At 32.5% G+C, this 19,959-nt stretch carries 25 protein-coding genes and 5 pseudogenes; 14 read left to right on the plus strand and 16 right to left on the minus strand.

What is annotated here, in order from left to right; translation table 11 throughout:
- Window positions 1–458: 458 nt before the first annotated feature.
- From MKX66_RS29010 to MKX66_RS29020, 3 genes are all read right to left on the minus strand, one after another.
- Window positions 459–974: a hypothetical protein gene (locus tag MKX66_RS29010; protein WP_341087954.1), complete on the minus strand. Its 516-nt coding sequence runs from the start codon at window positions 972–974 to the stop codon at window positions 459–461.
- A gap of 475 nt (window positions 975–1,449) precedes the next feature.
- On the minus strand, window positions 1,450–2,184 hold the full coding sequence (locus tag MKX66_RS29015) for a DUF874 domain-containing protein (protein ID WP_341087955.1): 735 nt from the start codon (window positions 2,182–2,184) through the stop codon (window positions 1,450–1,452).
- 296 nt (window positions 2,185–2,480) lie between these two features.
- Window positions 2,481–2,951, minus strand: coding sequence for a DUF6773 family protein (locus MKX66_RS29020; protein WP_341088157.1), 471 nt, complete (start codon window positions 2,949–2,951; stop codon window positions 2,481–2,483).
- A 402-nt stretch (window positions 2,952–3,353) separates the two neighbouring features.
- Here MKX66_RS29020 and MKX66_RS29030 point away from each other — a divergent pair.
- A pseudogene (locus MKX66_RS29030) lies at window positions 3,354–3,603 on the plus strand (IS4 family transposase); the annotation flags it as partial.
- Between the two features lie 238 nt (window positions 3,604–3,841).
- Here MKX66_RS29030 and MKX66_RS29035 read toward each other — a convergent pair.
- The 3 genes from MKX66_RS29035 to asnB all read right to left on the minus strand — a co-directional run bounded on the left by MKX66_RS29035 (window position 3,842) and on the right by asnB (window position 6,843).
- On the minus strand, window positions 3,842–4,021 hold the full coding sequence (locus tag MKX66_RS29035; protein WP_002090483.1) for a DUF4083 family protein: 180 nt from the start codon (window positions 4,019–4,021) through the stop codon (window positions 3,842–3,844).
- 225 nt (window positions 4,022–4,246) lie between these two features.
- Window positions 4,247–4,801 (minus strand): streptothricin N-acetyltransferase SatA, encoded by a 555-nt coding sequence (gene satA / locus MKX66_RS29040; protein WP_341087957.1) that lies wholly within the window; start codon window positions 4,799–4,801, stop codon window positions 4,247–4,249.
- A 215-nt stretch (window positions 4,802–5,016) separates the two neighbouring features.
- On the minus strand, window positions 5,017–6,843 hold the full coding sequence (gene asnB, locus MKX66_RS29045; RefSeq protein ID WP_341087959.1) for an asparagine synthase (glutamine-hydrolyzing): 1,827 nt from the start codon (window positions 6,841–6,843) through the stop codon (window positions 5,017–5,019).
- A 401-nt stretch (window positions 6,844–7,244) separates the two neighbouring features.
- On the opposite strand from asnB, the gene MKX66_RS29050 reads away from it, so the two are divergent.
- Window positions 7,245–7,814 carry a TetR/AcrR family transcriptional regulator gene (locus tag MKX66_RS29050; protein ID WP_341087960.1) on the plus strand — a complete coding sequence of 190 codons (570 nt, stop codon included), beginning with the start codon at window positions 7,245–7,247 and terminating at the stop codon, window positions 7,812–7,814.
- Window positions 7,815–7,868: 54 nt separating this feature from the next.
- Window positions 7,869–8,096: pseudogene (locus tag MKX66_RS29055) on the plus strand (IS4 family transposase); the annotation flags it as partial.
- Between the two features lie 14 nt (window positions 8,097–8,110).
- Here MKX66_RS29055 and MKX66_RS29060 read toward each other — a convergent pair.
- The 5 genes and pseudogenes from MKX66_RS29060 to MKX66_RS29080 all read right to left on the minus strand — a co-directional run bounded on the left by MKX66_RS29060 (window position 8,111) and on the right by MKX66_RS29080 (window position 9,300).
- Window positions 8,111–8,284, minus strand: coding sequence for a hypothetical protein (locus MKX66_RS29060; RefSeq protein WP_341087963.1), 174 nt, complete (start codon window positions 8,282–8,284; stop codon window positions 8,111–8,113).
- Window positions 8,285–8,317: 33 nt separating this feature from the next.
- Window positions 8,318–8,446: a hypothetical protein gene (locus tag MKX66_RS29065; protein WP_341087964.1), complete on the minus strand. Its 129-nt coding sequence runs from the start codon at window positions 8,444–8,446 to the stop codon at window positions 8,318–8,320.
- A gap of 337 nt (window positions 8,447–8,783) precedes the next feature.
- Window positions 8,784–8,964, minus strand: a pseudogene (locus tag MKX66_RS29070) (hypothetical protein); the annotation flags it as partial.
- Window positions 8,961–9,155: a hypothetical protein gene (locus MKX66_RS29075; RefSeq protein WP_033716034.1), complete on the minus strand. Its 195-nt coding sequence runs from the start codon at window positions 9,153–9,155 to the stop codon at window positions 8,961–8,963. The pseudogene MKX66_RS29070 and the gene MKX66_RS29075, both read right to left, overlap by 4 nt.
- A gap of 10 nt (window positions 9,156–9,165) precedes the next feature.
- On the minus strand, window positions 9,166–9,300 hold the full coding sequence (locus MKX66_RS29080; protein WP_016093845.1) for a hypothetical protein: 135 nt from the start codon (window positions 9,298–9,300) through the stop codon (window positions 9,166–9,168).
- Between the two features lie 760 nt (window positions 9,301–10,060).
- Here MKX66_RS29080 and MKX66_RS29085 point away from each other — a divergent pair.
- The 4 genes and pseudogenes from MKX66_RS29085 to MKX66_RS29100 all read left to right on the plus strand — a co-directional run bounded on the left by MKX66_RS29085 (window position 10,061) and on the right by MKX66_RS29100 (window position 11,599).
- Window positions 10,061–10,570, plus strand: a complete 510-nt coding sequence (locus MKX66_RS29085) for an excalibur calcium-binding domain-containing protein (RefSeq protein ID WP_341087967.1) — start codon at window positions 10,061–10,063, stop codon at window positions 10,568–10,570.
- A 115-nt stretch (window positions 10,571–10,685) separates the two neighbouring features.
- Window positions 10,686–10,946: pseudogene (locus tag MKX66_RS29090) on the plus strand (DUF4352 domain-containing protein); the annotation flags it as partial.
- Between the two features lie 30 nt (window positions 10,947–10,976).
- Window positions 10,977–11,321: a DUF4064 domain-containing protein gene (locus tag MKX66_RS29095; protein WP_341087968.1), complete on the plus strand. Its 345-nt coding sequence runs from the start codon at window positions 10,977–10,979 to the stop codon at window positions 11,319–11,321.
- A 176-nt stretch (window positions 11,322–11,497) separates the two neighbouring features.
- Window positions 11,498–11,599, plus strand: coding sequence for a YjcZ family sporulation protein (locus tag MKX66_RS29100; protein ID WP_341087970.1), 102 nt, complete (start codon window positions 11,498–11,500; stop codon window positions 11,597–11,599).
- A 100-nt stretch (window positions 11,600–11,699) separates the two neighbouring features.
- Here the strand turns inward: MKX66_RS29100 and MKX66_RS29105 are convergent, their stop codons facing one another.
- Entirely contained in the window at window positions 11,700–12,125 is a 426-nt protein-coding gene (locus tag MKX66_RS29105) for a DUF4879 domain-containing protein (protein ID WP_002017095.1), read from the minus strand.
- Between the two features lie 617 nt (window positions 12,126–12,742).
- Between MKX66_RS29105 and MKX66_RS29110 the strand changes: the two are divergent.
- Window positions 12,743–12,956: pseudogene (locus MKX66_RS29110) on the plus strand (hypothetical protein); the annotation flags it as partial.
- A 559-nt stretch (window positions 12,957–13,515) separates the two neighbouring features.
- Window positions 13,516–13,704 carry an RNA chaperone Hfq gene (hfq, locus tag MKX66_RS29115; RefSeq protein WP_219303822.1) on the plus strand — a complete coding sequence of 63 codons (189 nt, stop codon included), beginning with the start codon at window positions 13,516–13,518 and terminating at the stop codon, window positions 13,702–13,704.
- Between the two features lie 315 nt (window positions 13,705–14,019).
- Here the strand turns inward: hfq and MKX66_RS29120 are convergent, their stop codons facing one another.
- A complete protein-coding gene (locus tag MKX66_RS29120) occupies window positions 14,020–14,382 on the minus strand; it encodes a carboxymuconolactone decarboxylase family protein (RefSeq protein ID WP_002090463.1) in 363 nt (120 codons plus the stop codon).
- Window positions 14,383–14,655: 273 nt separating this feature from the next.
- Between MKX66_RS29120 and MKX66_RS29125 the strand changes: the two genes are divergently transcribed.
- The 4 genes from MKX66_RS29125 to MKX66_RS29140 all read left to right on the plus strand — a co-directional run bounded on the left by MKX66_RS29125 (window position 14,656) and on the right by MKX66_RS29140 (window position 16,687).
- On the plus strand, window positions 14,656–14,829 hold the full coding sequence (locus MKX66_RS29125) for a hypothetical protein (protein WP_000354585.1): 174 nt from the start codon (window positions 14,656–14,658) through the stop codon (window positions 14,827–14,829).
- A 174-nt stretch (window positions 14,830–15,003) separates the two neighbouring features.
- Complete coding sequence (locus tag MKX66_RS29130) at window positions 15,004–15,267, plus strand: transcriptional regulator SplA domain-containing protein (protein ID WP_341087971.1); 264 nt, start codon at window positions 15,004–15,006, stop codon at window positions 15,265–15,267.
- The gene (splB, locus tag MKX66_RS29135; protein WP_341087973.1) at window positions 15,264–16,292 is read left to right on the plus strand and encodes a spore photoproduct lyase; all 1,029 of its coding nucleotides are present in this window, start codon (window positions 15,264–15,266) and stop codon (window positions 16,290–16,292) included. Before MKX66_RS29130 ends, splB begins: the two co-directional genes overlap by 4 nt.
- A gap of 221 nt (window positions 16,293–16,513) precedes the next feature.
- Window positions 16,514–16,687: a helix-turn-helix transcriptional regulator gene (locus tag MKX66_RS29140; RefSeq protein ID WP_219303818.1), complete on the plus strand. Its 174-nt coding sequence runs from the start codon at window positions 16,514–16,516 to the stop codon at window positions 16,685–16,687.
- A gap of 188 nt (window positions 16,688–16,875) precedes the next feature.
- Here MKX66_RS29140 and MKX66_RS29145 read toward each other — a convergent pair whose 3' ends face one another.
- The 3 genes from MKX66_RS29145 to MKX66_RS29155 all read right to left on the minus strand — a co-directional run bounded on the left by MKX66_RS29145 (window position 16,876) and on the right by MKX66_RS29155 (window position 18,472).
- Complete coding sequence (locus MKX66_RS29145; RefSeq protein WP_445662220.1) at window positions 16,876–17,142, minus strand: hypothetical protein; 267 nt, start codon at window positions 17,140–17,142, stop codon at window positions 16,876–16,878.
- 405 nt (window positions 17,143–17,547) lie between these two features.
- Window positions 17,548–17,874, minus strand: a complete 327-nt coding sequence (locus MKX66_RS29150; RefSeq protein ID WP_341087978.1) for an ArsR/SmtB family transcription factor — start codon at window positions 17,872–17,874, stop codon at window positions 17,548–17,550.
- 409 nt (window positions 17,875–18,283) lie between these two features.
- Window positions 18,284–18,472 (minus strand): hypothetical protein, encoded by a 189-nt coding sequence (locus MKX66_RS29155; RefSeq protein ID WP_341088168.1) that lies wholly within the window; start codon window positions 18,470–18,472, stop codon window positions 18,284–18,286.
- A gap of 406 nt (window positions 18,473–18,878) precedes the next feature.
- Here MKX66_RS29155 and MKX66_RS29160 point away from each other — a divergent pair, with 406 nt between their 5' ends.
- The gene (locus MKX66_RS29160; protein WP_341087979.1) at window positions 18,879–19,340 is read left to right on the plus strand and encodes a hypothetical protein; all 462 of its coding nucleotides are present in this window, start codon (window positions 18,879–18,881) and stop codon (window positions 19,338–19,340) included.
- The last annotated feature ends 619 nt before the right edge of the window (window positions 19,341–19,959 follow it).

A 19,959-nucleotide genomic window follows, 5' to 3' on the forward strand; every position in this document is an offset into this window, starting at 1 on the left:
GATGATACCTCCTTATTTATAAACGTAGTATTTCTAAGGACACATCATGCAAAGTTTATATAAATAATATATATCCCCCAAAGAATATAACCAACCTGTGTAATGATAAACATTGTAAGTTCGAAACCAGTGAGCTTTCTTTCCCTTTTTATTTTTCTCAAATATAGATAAAAACTAAAAGTAGATAAAAACATTAATAATATAGAAGCATTATATATATTCTCTATAATAGTAATAACTGGTCAACTCCTCATCCTAAAATTAATTAGTATAGAATAAGCATAACATATGAAAGTTTAACTTACTTCAAATCTACCTTTTTTCAACAGAATATACTTAATATTTTCACATTTAACAGCTATAGTTGTTTAAAAAGATAAAAAGAATCTCTTTTGCATTAATAGATTCACAAAAGAGATTCTTATTTTAGTAAATTTACTTATTAGATACCAGGCTAATTATTCATGAGAATTAGGTGTAATATATGCCGGAGCTGGTCCGCAAGTTACTGCAAAACCAAATAGTACTACTGGATTGATAGATAAACCAAGCAATGAAAGCACTCCTGCTGCTCCCCAGTAATCTTCTTTCTTAATATACTCCTTCACTTTATTAAAATATGATTTTCCAATACCCAATGCATCCTGCCAACATCTTTCCCAAACATTACTTGAATAAACATTAGATGGCATTTCTTCATCATTCATTACATAAACACCAGCAATAATAGCTGCTTTTTCTTCATTATTGTATGAAGATTTCGCTAGTTCTTCTTTATTAAGAACGTATTTACCTGTTTCCTCATTTTTTACCATAAGTACTGAAAAAATATATTCTAATTCTTTAGCTTGAGCTTCTAAGTCCTCATGTGTTGCGTTGTATTTCTTCCCATCCTCAATAGTTGCAGCTGAAGCGAGAGTTGGGACAAAAACTAGAGTAAGAGCCAATAACATAAACATCATTTTCTTTAACATAGTGAATTAACCCCCAAAATTTAATTTTTCTTCTTCTCCCAAAACTATAAACTTACTATAGAAAGTTTCAAATTGCATTTAAATTTTTTACATTTACCACCCTCATTTTCCAATATTTATAATAATGTTAATACAAACAACTATAAATGTATATATTTTACAACAAATTCACCTATTATGATTATTTGAATTTCAATATATAACTATAAAAAAGACTATTATGTATAACCTAATAGTCTTTTCGTTTACCAAGCCTACTAACTTAGTTCTAAATATAGAAAAATTCAATTTTCCTAATAGCATTTGAGACAAATCCAATTATATAATATCAATATATAAAATTATATTTATATTATCTCATATTTATTCATTATCGGATGCAGTTGCTTATGCTAAAAACTATTAGAAAAGGCACCTAAGGGTGTTTTTTCTTTATAGAAAAATCCCCACACATTGTGTAGGGACCTTGTTTTTCTTACCATTTAATTTTTATTGGATTTAACTTGGAAATATACCCACGTGCCAATTGTTTTTCATTGCTGTCATAGATACCGATATCACCAGAGAAATTTTCCCAATATTCCCCTAAATAGTCTTTTGACGGTGTTTTCAAATCTACATATAGCCCCATTGTCCCGAAACTTGCCACCTGGCGCGCTGCTATGTCGCCTACTTGTTGCGCTCGTTCTTTCGTTGTTCCCACAGGAACGATAACAACAATTCGAGTTAGGCTGTCTTTTGCTTCAATATGGACGTCTTGCGCCTGTGCAGCCACCTTTATTCCATCCTTTGCTGTTTGGATTCCTAATTGACTTAACTTCACATCCTTATTACGTGCTCCCTGGCCTTGTGCTGTCTTTGATTGTTCCGCTTTTTCTTGTGCTTGCGCTTCATTTAACCCACTGCTTTTCGGTTGTTCAACTGGTGTTGACTCTGCTTTTGGTTCTTCTTTAACTGCCTCCTTTACTACATTTTCATGCTGTTTTGATTTATCCGTCGATTGCTGCACAGTTACTTTCTTATGTTCTTGCTGCTTTTCTACCTGAAATGCTTTAACTTTTTCTTTTTGTTCCTCTTTCTTCGCATCTTGCTCTATTGTCGCTTCTTCATTACCACACGCTGCCAATAATAAACTTGCTGCAATTGTTAAGCCTGCTAATTTAATTGCTTTCATAATAAATACCGCCTTTTCATAATTAAATTTTTTCATATGTATAAACTACCTCAGCTACAAATATTAACTTTTTAACCCATATCTGAATCATTCAAATGATAACATATTAATATTCAAATTCTTTATATTTAAATATTAACTTTATAATCTATTTTCAATCAAAACAAATTAATTTTTTCTTAAAGCGTGGAATCATTCTTTTAAATTGATAGTGATGGAGTACCACCACATCGCTATCAACCTAAGAGAAGCAAATACCACAAAAACGATAAAAAAATAATAAAAAAGCTTATCATTAAGTGCTAAAGGATAAGTTTTTTTGTCTATATTTATTAAATTTTATTGGATCTCTTCCACGCTATTACTGTAATAAGATATTGAATACCAAATAGGAAAACGAAAAGTATAATGAATTTTGTTATTGCTGCTAACCATCCACCGAAATCTTCAGGGAAGTAATATTTGTATGTAGTAGCACCTATTGCGACAAAACAAAAAATAAAGGTATTACTCATTTTTTCTTTTAATTTTTCATTTAATTGTTCTTTATTATTAATATCTGTTTCATAAGCACCAGTCAGAATAGATTTAATAAAAAAGAATATCATATAACAAATCATAATGGCTAATGAAGCAATCCATTCTAGGAATGGGCGATGAAGATATGCTCCCCTTATGATAACATCTAAAAAAGCTAAAAGTAGGACAACAATTCCAGATTGAGCCCAAATTTTCATTTCAATTTGTTGAATTCTTTCATCTTTGTGTGTACTGAGTGAAAACCATTTTTTTAGTTTTTCCATTTTAAAGTTCCTCCCAAATAATTTATCTAAACTGTTATACAAATTTCCGACTATACAAATATAAAGTTTTAAAGAAGGGTTAGACTTATTACTTTCAATAAGACTAGTGGTTTGTCGCGTAGCGTTTACAATATCGACCAACTTCAGTTGAGTTAGACTTTTTTTACTCTTGCAATTTTCTCTTTACTTTTAGACTTTAAATACGTCTCATTTGTAAATGATAACTTCATACTATAAATCTTATATTCTACATATTAAATTGTTATATACAAAAATGCAATGTATATTTTACATTAAGACACATATATATTACTGATTTCTTTATTTTTGTATCTAAAACTATCCAACAAATATAAGAATAGAATTTTTTTCTGTAGAATTATAGGAAAGGATGGCTTTTTCATTTCTGTTTCTGTGTATGATGAATTAGAACTATTTGCTCAAGAAATTCAAAGTTTTTTTATCTCCAAATACCTTACAGTATCTTGCTAGAGATGTTGGTTTTGTGCAACAAAACAGACAGTACCGCGCAAAAGATTTAGTAGATTTATGTGTATGAGTTGGCAAAAATATAGCTATAACTTCTTTTGCTCAGTTATCTAGCTGTTTAGAAGCATCAACAGAAGTACTCATCAGCCCTGAGGGACTGAATTAACTGTTTAATAAGGGGACCGTACTACTTTTACAACACCTACTTTTTGACAAAGACCGGCTTATTTTTTCGTTTTGAGGATATTTGCTTTTGTTAGTTTGATAGTGATTGGGTACCTTCAGCATCTCAAAGAACACCCACGATAAGAAAAAATAAAATGAGCTGTCCATATAGACAGCTCATTTACATAATTTTCGTTATTGGGAGCTATTGCAAACTACTTCTATTTTGAGTAAGGTCAATCTTTGTTTTGTTTTTCTAAAAGTTGAATAACTTTATCTAACTTTTGCTCAACTGAATCTTGCTTTTTGTAATTACTAGTATGTTGAATTAAACGTATAATCCCCCCAAGCAGTGCACCGATGATCACTAATATAATAGTAACTCCAATGTAATAAATAGAGTTTTCTAAAGGCATTATACAGGACCTCCTTTCCCCTATTTTACCATTTATAAGAAGTGATTTGTTGTTTGATTTTGGTTGTATACTCTATACATGTCAAGTTAGTATAACGTCTCATTATCGGTACCAAGAGCAAAGAGTCCCCCCTACTCTCGGAAAGAAACCTCCTTTTTCTTTTAGTTATTCGCTTGTCCCGAATGTAACAGCGAGAAATTTATATATTCAAGTTTTGGTGTACTTTCATTTGAAATGCAAATACCAATACATTGCAACTTCATCGCTTTCTTCATGTATCCCTTTATATACTAAAAAATCCAACCCACCTATTACAAACCCACATTTTTCATAGAACCTACATGCTGCTACATTATTATTTTGTGTTTCAAGCATTATACCTGGCATATTGCTTTCTTTTGCCCACTGCTTTGCTTGCTCAATTAACCTCCTACCTACTCCAAGTGAGCGATATTTTTTATCCACCTTTATATCTTCTATGTAAGCATAGTGATTCCAATTCTTTTTCAATACCATTACTCCTATAATTTGGCTATGTAAAATTGCTATGTAAATTACTTGATCAGGCTTATTTATATATTCAGTGTATGCTAGTTCATCATCATATTGATCTTGTAAATAACTTTTCTCATAACTTGGAACGTCTTCTACTGTATATTCTATTTGCTTATTTACTTTTGAAAGAGAAAGAATTAACCGAGAGTTTACTATAAAACTATCATCAATCTCCGGTAAATTATCTAAATCATCTACTTCTAATTCTCTAATTAAAAGGTTCATCGTATTCTCCTTTACGGGGTATCTCCAATTCATACTATTCCCCTATTTCTTTCTATGTTTTTTATTTGATTCTAATTTACTAACTGATTAACGTTATGGCAAATCAAGATAATAAAACCGCATCTCCAATTATTAGATAACTATCTAATCCATTGGAGATGCGGTTCACTTAGGTCATTGATGTTTCAGCTATTCTCTTTATTTGAAAATTACATCTACCATACTAATTTAATATTATATTCCTGAAGCCAACTATTAACTTGAAGTAAATAATCTATTATACCTCGTGCATCATTACCTGAAATTACTTCGTCTTTTCCTTCTGCTATCGCACGAACTCTTTCTACATTAATTAATGGCAAAATAGGTGATTCAGGATTGTTCAACACATGTAACATCCAATCACTAATACCTTGTAGATAAGAGGCATCCTTTGTGCTTGGATATGCACTTTTTTTGCGATAAAGTACATCCTCTGGAAGTACATTTTCAAAAGCTCGACGTAAAATACCTTTTTCAATATTGTCTATGCTTTTCATTTCGAATGGAACATTCCATAAGTATTCTACAAGCCAGTAATCGCAAAATGGAACTCGTACTTCAAAGCCATTCATCATACTTGTACGATCTTTTCGTTCTAGCATAAATGGCAAGAAACGTGTAATAAACATGTAAGACATTTGACGTTGCTTCATTTGCAGATCACTTTCACCTTCTAAAAAAGGAACCTCAGCAACCGCATCTTCAAATTTTTGTTTTTGATATTTTTCAGGGCTAATCTTTTCTTTAAAATCCTCTGATAAAATTTCTGTACTATACCATAAATTAACACTCCAAGGGAATATCTCTGCATCTAAAAACTTCTCTTGATGGAACCATGGATATCCTGAGAACACTTCATCTGCGGATTCGCCTGAAAGTGCAACTGTTGCGTCTTTTTTCATTTCCTTAAATAGCAAATAAAGAGACGTTTCTAGTTCCCCAACTCCCGGTAGATCACGCGCTCGCATTGGAATTAATAAATGCTCTATTAAACTATCTGATCCTAACTCTATAGAGTGATGCTTTGTTCCTACATATTCAGCCACACGTTTCACCCAAGGTTCATCACGATCAAAACGAAGGAAGTCTTGCTCAAAGTCTTTTTCATCATTGATGAAATTCAAGGAATATGTATGAAGACGTTCCCCTTTATTCCCAAATTCGTTTCCTGCTAAACCTGTTAGACCACTTGAGTCTAAACCTCCGGAAAGCATAGATACCACTGGTCTATCAGCAATTAACTGGCGTTTAACAGTATCTTGTAAAATGGAGCGGATTGTCTCCACTGTCGTATTAATATCATCTATATGTTTTTTACTTTCAAGTTTCCAATACTGTGTCGTATTTGAACCCTTAGAGGTAAACGTCATATAATGACCCGCACGTACTTCATGTATATCCTTAAAAATCGCATGACCAGGAGTACGTGTTGGTCCAAGACAAAATACCTCAGAAAGTCCTTCTTTATCTACTTCTGCATTTACAAGCGGATGCGAAAGCAAAACTTTTAACTCTGAACCAAAGAGAATTGTGCTTCCTCTTTGAGCGAAAAATAAAGGCTTCACACCTAGATGATCACGACCAAGCATCAATTTCCCAAATCTTTCATCCCAAATACCAAAAGCAAAAATCCCATTTAAGTGTTGAACACAATCTTCTTGCCATTCTAAATAAGCATGTAGTAATACCTCTGTATCAGACCTTGTCTGAAATTCATGGCCTTTCCCCTCAAGTTCTTTACGTAATTCTTGATAGTTATAAATTTCTCCATTGAACGTAAGGCCAATCGTATCATTTCCATCTTTATACAGTATAGGTTGAAGGCCACCTTCAGGATCAATGACGATGAGACGTCGATGACCTAATGCTGCTCGTTTTGAAAGCCAATGCCCCTCTGCATCAGGCCCTCGGTGAGTGATAGCATCTGTCATTTTTTTTAACGTTTCTTGTTCATGAGACAGGTCTTTAGACCAGTCTATCCACCCTGCAATTCCACACATAGTGTCTACCTTCTCTCAAATAGTATAGAAACCGACTAAAATTAAATATCAGTCGGTTTTCCGTAAAAAAATCCGACTAAAAACATCTTTTAGTCATGTTTATATAATAAAACGAATTGAATAAAAAATCAAATAATTCATTCAAGAAAGAAATCACTGTCCCCTTTCACTTGAATTCTCATCGTTCGATTAAAAAGTTATTACCTTAAACTTTCATTTTTGCCCTAAGTTATAAAGTTGCATTCTATTATAGTTATATACTAGAAATGAGAATGGTGTATGTTATTCTATAAGAAGCAAATAGAGGACTTTCTATTAGGAGTTAAAAAATTACAAATGGACTGATACAGAATGTAATGAAAAAAAACTTCGCTAAATATTTCAAGGATAGGGTGTAGACAATGATCAAATTAGAAAAAGAAAATAAAAAAATGAAAATCATTCAATCTGCCACAATACTGTTCTCTACGCGTGGTGTCCGTAACACAACGGTTGATGAAATTGCAAAGAAAGCTAAAGTTGGTAAAGGTACTATTTATTATTACTATACAGATAAAACTGAAATATTATGTGACTGCTATATGCGTCATATTCAGCTTATACGTTCACAATTGTTTGATTTATATAAAGAGGAAAAAGATGTTTTACTTCGAATACAAAAAATCCTTCATTATATCAGCCTAGAATATCATCAAGATCCGTTTGTTTCTACACTCTTTCAAGAATATAAAGAGTACCATTCGCCTGAAATTACAGCTTGTTTTAAAAAGTCTGAAGAAGAAGCAATTAAAATGATAAGTAATTTGCTCGAAAAAGGTTATCATCAAGGAGCTTTGCATAAGGTACCATTACCACTTACAGCTTTTATGTTAGTACGAATGATTTTTAACTACGAACAGGATTACATAAAAGATGATAAAAGTGATAAAGAATTTCTGCAGTTGCTAAAGCATATGCTTCTTAAAAACTAGTTTTAACAACAAAAAAATAATTGTGGTACAAATATGTGAAGAAGAACGTGAATAATGGATGGTTTAATAAGCTCTTTTCAGTCTGAACAAACCTGCAAAATATCCAACGCTTATGTAGGAATGACTGATAAAAGAACAACAGCGATTACAAGATCAAACTGTAAGGGAAAAAAGAATGAAATAAAGTATTCTGCTCGTAGTTCAGACTTAGCAATATTAATGAGAAATACCAATCATTTACTTGTGCTGATAGGAGAAGTAAATGATTGGTATTCTTTACGTTAGCCAATATGATTTTAATTTAAATCCGGTTCATATTTATGCTTCTTCTGTATAAAGATCTCGTGAACCAGTTTCACGCAAAAATCTACGAAATCCTCATCACTTGTAATATTTGCACCAATGTTGGCATTCTGAAGTTCTTTTATATCCCGTACCATTTGAGTTTTCGGTATCTGCGTCTCTAACATTTTTCGAATTACTTTAGATTGACTCCCCCCATCCTATTCACACAGAAACTCAATCTCACTCCATAACTCAGTTGGTAAAGTTAACGATACTTTTCTTGTTACACCGATCACTTTACGTCCTGCTCCTTCTCTTTTCCCACCACGATTGTTTTGTCCAGTCATTATATATCCCCTTTGATTAAAGTTACGTTATTCAAAAATATCCCTTGCATTGGATACAATCAATTAATTTTAGTTACTTTATTCAAATAGAGTTCGACAAAATGAAATTTTCATTACATTAATCCCCGTATAACATTTCCGGCCCTGCTAACACTATAACTGTAACTTAACGTTACACATCCTAACTTGCAGGGCCTAATGTTCTTTTGTACAACAAGCAGTTAGCTAATTAAGCTGATTGCTTTGTTGTGCCGAATGAAGGATTTATAAAAAGATTTCTCAACATCTAATATTTGGAAATACATTACCTATTATGGTAATGTATTGGTAATCCCGTGATTTCTATAGCTTCTCTCTTGGACTTCGCCTCAAACCAATGAAGCTTCCACTTTTCGTCTTTGTCATAAAACTTTACTGAGTACGTCATAACTCTATTACGCTTCAAAAATTTGTCCGCTGTACTTGTTGCAGTATAATCAAAAATTCCGACTATATCCCTCCCGTGGTAGTTGTTTCATGCCCCTAACCCCATTGGACGAGATTTAATTTTGTTCTTATCTGCCTGATCCATGATTAATGTGGCGATTTCTAGTTGATTCCTTCCTAGCCCTTTTGCTATTTCAAGAATATCTTTATCCTCATCCCACATTTCTCGTAATTGAATCACTTCGCTTTCATCAAACACTAGGTCCAATCCTTCTAAAGCGATATATCGCCTCTTATTTCAATGATTTTGTATCCTGGATAGCGATTGGGAGTAATGTACTCAATCGCTTTTTCTTTTGCTTCTTTTTCATTTCTTCCTTCCATGCCCATGAAGGAAGGAAGACTTTCGATTGATTTTTATCTAACATAGGCTTTCACTCCTTGTTTAATTAGAAGAAACGACCATGTTATAATAGAGGGGCAAAATATTGCATCGTTTCACGAAACAGTTAATTAGGGGTAATCGACTGTTTTTATTTTCTCAATAACAATTATTCAATAAATCTGTTAACATTTAATTACCGATATGTGTATCAACCAGCCTGTGCATCTGCACAGGCCTTTTATTATGCTAATTTTTAGCTAGCGGATGCATTTTCCTCACCCTTTATGATGCATGTGTTAAAATTAAGCCATTCTCAAGAAGTAATTCTTATTTACTCGACAATTCTTTTCCCCTGTTTAAAGCCTTACCCCCTGCGAGGCTTTTTTATTTAGCTAAAGTAATATATTTATGAGCTTCCTCTACCTTATCTGCGCTGTTATGTATCCCTCTAGCTCTTAAATCTCATATCATTTTGATTATGTTTGCTATTTCTTCTTTGTCACCTTGTCCCCCTGCTGTTTATCCATCACTTTTCATCCTTCATAATCCGTTTATCTATCCGATCCATCAGGTAAATGAATCCTGCAATTCCGATAACTAGTACCAGTATCATAAAATGCGAGAATGTACTTCCTTCCATTTTCTAGGGATAAAATTATGTGAAGATTGTACCAAATTAACCAATGAGGGCTACGGCTCTCTTTTTTTATTTCTAATCGACAAAATATGACAATATACGGATAATTATTTTGATAAGATTGTCCAGAAATATTACATTTTATATATCTTGGAGGAATTAAATTATGAGCAAGAAATTATTCATGGCTTTAGCATGCAGCGTGTTACTTATGGGATTGGCTGCTTGTGGTTCAAATGATAAAGCAAGTACATCAGAAAAACCAAAACAAGAAACTAAAAAAGAAGATGAACAAAAGAAGCTAGATGAGCAAAAACAGGACGAGGAACAAAAGAAAATAGAAGAACAGAAAAAGGCGGAAGAGCAAAAGAAATTAGAAGAACAACGAAAACAAGAAGAGGCTCAAAGACAACAGGAAGAACAAAAGAAACAACAAGAAGCAACTCGAGCAAAAGAACAGGAGCAACAAAAAACTACTGCTAATACAGCACCTCAACAACAAGCTGCACCTAAACAAGAGAAAGTTCACTTTGCAAACTGTACGGATGCAAATAATGCTGGTTACTATGATATAACTCCAGATAGCCCAGCTTATGCTTCACATTTAGATCGCGATGGTGATGGTGTGGCCTGTGAAAGAAATAAAGGACATAAAAAATCTAGTAAAAAACATTAAATTTATGGTTAAGCACTCTGATGAGTGCTTTTTTTATTTCCGTTCGACAGAATATAACAAAATTACGATTGATTGTTTGCTATGATAAGCTCGGAAATCTTACATATTGACCAAAAACTATAAAAAAGATGCTATCACTGTAGACGCAAATAGCTTCAAATTAATGGATAACCAAGACCGCGAATTTACATATTCTACACAAGCTCAAACAGCTTATGATATTGGAAATGGTGATAAATCTGATTTCTTCTTAAAACAACTTAATCCTAGTTTAACTCAAACCGGTAAAATCATCTTTGACGTACCTGCTGACGCACAAGGCTTAGTATTAAAAGCTCGCGGCGGTATGATGGGTAAAGAAATTAAATTAAATTAAAAGTAGAATAAACTTTAAAGGAGCATTAAATTGAAAAGAATAGCTGAATTTGCATTAGGACTTATTGGTGGTATTTTTGGTATTATTTGTGCATTTATTGCATTATTGATTGGTGGTATGGGAGCTGCATTTGAAGCTGAAGGTGCAGACAGCATCATTGGTTTAGGATGGGTAGCTGTTGCTCTATCTATCTTAGGAATCGTTGGCTGCGTAGTAGTTAAGAAGAACGCTAAAATTGGCGGTATCATGATGACAGTTGCCGCTATTGGCGGATTCATCTGTATCTCTATCGTTTACTTATTACCAGGAGTATTATTATTAATTGGCGGGTTAATGGGTATCTTCCGTAAGGGTAAAGCTACTGTATCTGCATAATGTACTTACATTATTAAAATTAAAGTGGTTCAAGTCGGAGGAAGGCACCTTAGGGTGTCTTTTTTTATTTTCAAAAGGACCTGCTCAATTAATCCGTAAAAACATAGGGTAAAGTGAACCCGTTAAAATACATGAATGACCTTAATTTTCCTCTCCTACTCAAAGGAGAGATTAAAATGGGATTTGGTGGTAGTTGCGGTAGTTGTGGCGGCGGCTTTGCTTTATTAGTTGTACTATTTATTTTATTAATCATAGTTGGAGCTATCTGCTTCTGCTAAACAAACTATTGGAAAAGGCACCTACATAAGGGTGCCTTTTCTTTATGAAAATCTCCACACAAGGTGCAGGAATTTTCATGCTACGAATATATAAAACTAATTATTTAATATATAACGAAGTGCGCCACGTATCTCTTGGATAATTTATTGAAGTCTTTTGATATTCAAAAGTCCCTTCTTGATGATTTGATGCGTCCCATTTATATTCCCAACCTACAATAGGATTACCACCAATTATTTGTGAACCAATACTTTTCACATCAAATCCATTCATTTTGGCAAAAGGAAACTGGCCATATCCTATTTCTTTTGTGTAAACATATAAGTAACTTCCCCCATGATCTTTAGTTGTACTAAAACTATTAGGATTAATGTATTCAACTCCACCCAATTGTGATTCCACTTTTACTACACTTAAAGAAGTTAGAGGTGCTGCTGGTCCTGCTGATGCCTCCGATGCCATTCCTAACCCAACTACCGCTGCCACCGCTAATGATGATATCCCTAATGTAACTTTTTTAAACATATAAACATCCCCTTGTTTTATAATAAGTACAAGTTTGATATTAGCAGAAATTTTTAAAAATATTCCTTATTTTGAAAACGTTAACAAATTCTACTTTTTTCGATATGCAATTTAGCATATCGATTGACATACAGAATAATCCATCTACTACTTTCGATATAAATACTATTTTCAAATTTAATACTATTAACTCACTAAATTCTCATAAAAAGACTGGTCGTCTATACAATATTTTGGTAAAATATAGATATCTTTTAAGAAGGAAAAACTAATATACATCGACTAAATAATGTAAAGAAAATGTCTTATTGCATAAAAAAAAGGCTCCATTGCTGGAGCGCTCAAAAAATAATATAAGTAAATGAATTAAAACAAATAACAGACAATTAAACTATATAGATAAAACATAAATAAATCTACATATATGTAATTTTACATATAAAAATCCTATTTATTGATGCTATAATAAACTTACTCGATGATTGTTATATTTTTTTATGTTTTTTAGAAGACCGCCCACGCTTTGCCGGCTTACGGGTGGTCTTCTTCTTTTTGTTTTTAGAAGTGATCTTCTTAAATCCAAATGTTATTACTTCTCTAGCAATAGTCTTTGCGATCTCTATGAACCACTATTTATTACTAGAAATGAAGAAAAAACTTCAAGCTATCTTTTCCGAAAATGAGGGAAAAGAACTTACTATATCGAATGGTAACGAATCAAACGAAGAAATAAGTTATGCCATTGTGGCTTTTAAAGATTGGGAACAAGTTGAAGTATTAGATGACAAAAAAGTCGCTTATACTACTGTTTCCCCTGAAACGAGACAAATTTTAAAAAAGGCCTTTTGCAAGGGTAGGCCCTTTCAGGAATAAAATTAATAGTAAAGTTTGCGTTGAGGTTACTTATATAATACAAAATACAATTTATTAATTCTATATGTCGGATGTTGAAAAAATTTTTAGGTGCTAAAAAAGAGCACCGTAAACAAGTGCTCTTTTTAGGGAGGGTCATATGAGTGAAAAAGCCTCACATACAAAATATATGCGTATTCCTTTAAGGGATGACAAGCTAATTAAAATGAAAAAAGAGTACCTTTGACCGTACTCTTTCTAGGAGGAAATAGTAGAATAAATCGATTAACGCTATTCATTTTAATCTTTGATAATATTTGCTACAGTTCGTATTTTCCTTTTATTTGTGACTAAAATAACATCATTATCGTTTATAAAAAAATTAAATCCACTTTTACAAAAGATAATATTCTTTCTGTATTTTCGATAAATTTATTGCGAAATATGTAGCTAAAGCGGTATTTTAATTTAAATATGATACGATAGTTATATAGCAAGAAGGATTAGAAGGGAAATATAAATATAGGGGGCATTTTCCATGTATAACTTACAAGAAGATACGTATGAACAATTAAAAGTGAAAAAAGGGGACAGCACTATATTTTTGAAAAGTGGGGTTCCCATACGTGGACAAATCCTCTCAACAGATAAATTCACTGTCCTTGTAATGGTTCATGGTAAGCAACAACTGGTTTACAAACAAGCGATTTCCACAATTATTAGTTAATTCCTTTTCTTCTTTTCGAGGGAAGAGAGACAAAAACAGAAAAAAGAAGATTGAGACCAATCTTCTTTAAAAAAGGACAGATGACAGCATACTACTCCAACTCTTAATCAATTATAATTATATAGGAGTATTCAATTATTTCTTAATTTCCTCAATATTATCTGTCTCATTATTAAATTATAAAATAATTAATTCTTTTTATAATTTAATCTGTGTTCTTTCCTGTTGCAACATCCTCGTTATAGGGATGCTCTTTTTGTATTACGAATCCACAAATGAAAAAGCTAAACTTTCATGCAAGCAATCCTATTCTAATTAATTCATGTTCTTTAATTCTTCTATACATTTTTGAACAAGTGTGACTGCTTGACTCATGGTAGGGCCACAGCCAAATGCTACTGTTACCCCAATACTTTCTAGGATTTCTTGTTCGGAAGCTCCTTGATCAATACATCCCTTTGTATGATAAATAATACAATACTCATCCTGAGAATAAAGACTGATGCCTAATGCAATCAATTGTTTTTGCTTTTTTGATAGCACACCATCTTTAAAGCACTCTTCCGTAAATGAATTAAATTGTTCAGTAAGTTTCGGCATTTTCTCAGCAAATACTCCCAAACCATATTTGTACTGGAGTAGTGCATCTTCCGTTGAATTTCTACCTTTATGTTCCATTTTACATTCAACTCCATATCTATCATGTATTAAACACAGATTAATATGGGCCTAAACAGTTTTGATTAATCATAATTGGTACTAGAAAACAGGTTGAAAAGAAAATTGAATAATATTTTTCTTCAATCTCTATTGTTGTAATGAATTAGAAATATTTATTTATGAAAGACTCCACATAATTTTACTAAAAAGAAAAATACTAATACTTGTTTTAATGCTTTACTTCAAAGTATTAAAACAAATTTACTAACTACGATACAAGGAGGCATCACTGTGGACATTCGTGAAGGATTAATTCCAACAGCTCTAGGTACAGCAGTGACAGCAGCAGGTTATGCTCTTAAACAAACTCGTGGAACTAATAAAATGATTGCAAATACGGTATTTGGGTTTGGTTTAGCTCACGTTGTTTTAGGTGTAATTGATCTTGTTGAACATCGTCGTTAGAACGAAAGGCAAGCATTGATATATGCTTGCCTTTTTGGTAGTGCAATTATTATTCATATTTGAAAGTATATTTGTATGACGTAATCTTATCAATGAAATTAAATAGTTACACCACAGGAACATTATAAAGTAAAGCTTTGCACATTGAATTATATGAAATGAGATGGTGATGGAATGGAATTTTCTTCTGAAAGTAACACGTATAATGCTGGTGACATAGTCTATATTTTTTATCGAAATCCCCACACGCAGGATGTAGCTAATATACAAGCTGCAGCAGTTGTAAATAATCCTGAAAGACCTAATGAATTAGCACTATTTCTTTACGAAACATATTATCCCCTAACAAACGAGGTGGCTGTATATGCTACAGAAGATGAGGCAAACCAAGCGTACACTTACTATTATGGTGATATTTCAGAGGGGATGTTGGAATGAATAAGCCATTTATGCCTAAGCTTGTATATTTTGAACCTAAAGCATTAGATTATCCTTTGGGGAAAGATCTTTTTGAGAAGTTTTCAAAGATGGATGTTGAAATTAGACATACTACTTCCCATAATCAAGTAAGAGATTTGCCAGGCGATAACGATTTTCAAAAATATCGAGTAGCAAAATCTACACTTGTTGTTGGTGTTAGAAAAACACTGAAATTTGATACTTCCAAACCTTCAGCAGAGTATGCAATTCCTTTTGCAACGGGCTGTATGGGACATTGTCATTATTGTTATTTACAAACAACGATGGGAAGTAAGCCTTATATACGAACGTATGTAAATGTTGAAGAAATTTTAGATGTTGCTGATAAATATATGAAGGAGCGTGCACCTGAAGTAACAAGATTTGAAGCGTCGTGTACTTCAGATATTGTAGGAATCGATTATTTAACGCATACCCTTAAACGGGCCATCGAGCATTTTGGAGAATCTGAATATGGGAAATTGAGGTTTGTTACGAAATTCCACCATGTAGATCATTTACTTGATGCTAAACATAATGGAAAAACAAGATTTCGTTTTAGTATAAATGCTGATTATGTGATTAAAAACTTTGAACCAGGAACTTCTCCATTAGCGAAACGAATTGAGGCAGCAGGAAAAGTAGCTAGAGCAGGATATCCACTTGGTTTCATTGTAGCGCCTATATATCTTCATGAAGGCTGGCAGGATGGATACTATCATATGTTTGAACGTCTAAATGCTGAATTACCTCTTGACGCCCGGGATGATATTACATTTGAGTTTATTCAACATCGTTTTACAAAGCCAGCTAAGAGAGTGATTGAAAAAAACTATCCGATGACAAAATTAGAATTAGACGAAGAGAAAAGAAGATATAAATGGGGGAAATATGGAATTGGAAAATACATTTATCAAAAAGAAGAAGAAGAGGATATAAAAAATCATCTGTATTCCTATATGAAACAGTTCTTTCCTAATGCAAAATTAGAATATTTTACATAAAAAAAGAACAAAGTTCTTTTCTTCACCAATTTAAGAAATTACTCCCCCAAAAAACGAAAAAATATGTTGACATTGTTATGGGGTAACAAGCTAACAAATGAAAATACCCCCAAAATAAAAAAAACGATATTCTTTCTATCTAAAGTGTAGAAGGATTATCGTTTTTTCACTTTTATAAATGTAAAAAACTTTTGACAAATTTAAAGGTGATGTTCATAAAAATGGAGAACATAATTCGTATTTTACGTAAAGAGCAAAAGCTTTCCCAAGAAGATTTAGCTAAATTAAGTCATGTTTCAAGACAAACGATTAATGCGATTGAGAATAACAAATATGATCCTACATTGGAACTTGCTTTTAAAAGACTTACTTTAACTAACAGGCGCTTCAATTAAATAACTTTTTTATCTCTGCAAAGGTATTACAATTTTAAATAATAAGATTTCACTGCATGATAGGGTACCTAAAGAAATCTTGATAGTTCCTTTCATTATGCCTATATTGGATCGGCATCCAACATTCATATTTTTAAAATTAAGATGGTTCAAGTCGGAGAAAGGACACTCAAATGAGTGTCCTTTCTTTAACAATATTCAGGTTCATATAACCCGTATAACTGTCCACCGTTTATAACAGTTCCTTTTAAATAATGCTTTATCCCCCCTTTAATCACTACCATAGGCATATCATCTTTACTATTATAAGGAAAGGGCTTATAATCACATGTTGCGGCAATTGAATTATTACGGTTATTCAAATTATTACCAGTGTCTACAGCTGCGGATGCTCCTGTAGCACCAGACAGCATAACCCCAGTTGCTAAAGCCCCTACTACTAATTTCTTAAATATAGAAATTCCCCCTTTAATATTTTTTATAACTTGCAACTTAAATGTATCAATTTAATTGTTTTCGTAATTTGAGAACCAACAATCTGTACGGTATGGTCACAGTACCGTAGCCCACGAACCTATATGGTCTGTTGTGGGAGTGGTGATGGCACACCGCAATCTTGCACGTCAGCGATACCAGAAATAGACTTCGCCTTTGTTAGCAAGAATCCCACTGATGTTAGTCAGCTGGCCCCTTTAGGGCTGGGAGTGTCAAATGTGTGTCATTTTAAAATGTAATGTAGCCGCTACTTATTACTTCCCCCATTCACCCTATATAAAATATTTTAGATTGGCATCCTTTCTAAATCTCATATTCTTTTATAATGGTACACACTTTGATAAACATGCAAAAAGTTCCCTACTTTATAAAAGGGAACTTTTTTGCTTATTATTTACCCACAAACCTAAAATTTCTACAATCTGACGAGCCTTAGCATTATCTATATAATAATGCATCTCTAACCCTCTTCTTTCTGCACGGAGTACGGTTCTCCTTAATTTTGATAGATGCTGTGAAACAGTAGATTGTGGGAGTCTTAATATTTCCGTTAACTGCGTAACATTACACATTTTATGGTGCATTAATTCATTCACAATTTGTAACCGAACCGGATGTGCCATTACCTTTAAGACTTCTACATCTTCTTCGCGGATTTCAGCTAGATTTCTATCAGATACTACTGTTTTCATTTCGCATTCTCCTTTATTATTAATTTCTATTTTCCTATTATCCTTATAAGTAGTACTTATAGATGATTACCATTTGTCCTGTTGAGAAAATATATTCTCTTTTTAAAACAAAAAGGTTACCTATCCTGAAAACAGTTTTTCACATAACTTTGAACTATGATTAACTCACTTTACTAAGCAAAAGTATTTCTTCTATCCCTTGTTTAAAGCAAATAAAAAATTCTGCTTATGCCTTCCCGTCCTGAAAAATTGATAGGCAGTATTCCCCATCTCACACTCTACAAAATAATCATTTTATTTCTCAATATGAATCCCTGGAATTAAAATACCAAAAATGGTAATATGAAGTCACCTTCAGTTTTCAATTGTGTCCCTTTTTGAAAGGCCCTGTCTAAAATGACAAGGCCTTTTAAATTTCCTTAAATATCCTTTCTATTTCGCTTTTTTTTGATTTTGAATGGTTTCTTTTACAAGTTTTAAATAGATTTACTAATAAACCTGGTGTAGACTCTAACTCCTGCTTCTGCTTCATATTCTCTTCTGTTACAGTACTTACAAACTCCCACAGTACTTGTGCTCTAATTGTTCTGCAAATCATTTCTCACACATTTCAAATGTTTTTATCTTCTTTTTGAACACCGTCCTAATTTAATACTTTTCTTTCCTGTTAATGACTAAATCAAAATTATTAGCTCTTGTCAGTAGATTCCAATATTATGTATAATAACATTACCTTTTTACCAATAAACGGTAATGAAGAGGTGATACAAGTAAATAAATCAAATGTATCATCGATATATTAAAGGATCTATTCAATGTACATTCAGATACATATTTAGGATTTAAAACCATGGAATCTTATGTACAGATTAAATTACTACAAGATGGAAGAATGGTAGCAAATGTACTCAGGGAAAAAGAACATTCAATTTGCTTAATGTCATATAACTACTTGATGTGACAACTATTAAACAAATTGAAAACATACTCAGGGGGGATTTTATATGAAAAAATTTGGTAAAGTATTATTAATGGGAACATTGGCTCTTGGTAGTTTAACAGCAATGAATATAGAAACACCTAAAGCTCATGCCGATGGAGCGAGCGAATATTGTCGTTACATTTGTGGCCCTAGCAAAACAGTGAACAATTTCACGATTCAATTACACGCTACGGAATACGGATTTGGACAAAATGTCATTGCAAAAGTTACAAATAATAGAGCTGAAAGTGTGAATTACAAAGTTGCTATCGAAAAACAATATGAAACTGGCTGGGGCTATTATGAAACTTGGTTCAATTGGAACTCTATGTTACCAGCTGGTTCAAATGAAGAAATAGTTACTTTCTCAGGCAATGGCGAAGATATTGGGGATTCAGGCACATTCCGTTATAAAGTTGAAATTACGAATGCTGACGGATCTGTTGACACAATTTACACAGCGCCAATGACATTAGTTAATTAAATATTCGCATTGACAAACTAGATTATGAAAGGAAGGATTACACCTTCTTTTTTTTATATTTTAATATTAAAAACGTATCCCCTCTTACATTTACCTATATAAATCTCAGAAATAAATAATTCAAAAGGAAAAATAAAAATACTACAACAAAGAATTTCCATTTGTTTCTTTTCGTTGGTTTTCTAGCATGTTGTATATAAAAAAACAAGGTAATACCTGCCATAGTAAATAAAAAAATTTGATAATAATCAATCATCTGTAATCCCCCTCCATACCAAAAATAAGAAGCCTCTTTTTGAGAGACTTCTTATTTTTAATACAAACGACATACTTAGGCTAAATATACACAATAAGATTAGGATGCTAAACCTTATTGCAGCTTTATTATAACATATAATCTCTTATTTTGTTTAATAATTCCGAATTATAAAACTTTGCAAACAATTGATTGTTTATTTACATACAATGAATGCACAATAAAAAAAAACAAAATATTCACTTATAGAACCAACGTATGTAAAAACCAGCTACCATCACATTCATAGTTTTGAAAAGTTGTTCTCTCCTTCTTTAAGAATACTTTAAACTTCGGATAGATTACCTTATATCGACATCTTAT

Source organism: Bacillus sp. FSL R9-9530, from assembly GCF_038008145.1.
Taxonomy (GTDB): Bacteria; Bacillota; Bacilli; order Bacillales; family Bacillaceae_G; genus Bacillus_A; species Bacillus_A mycoides.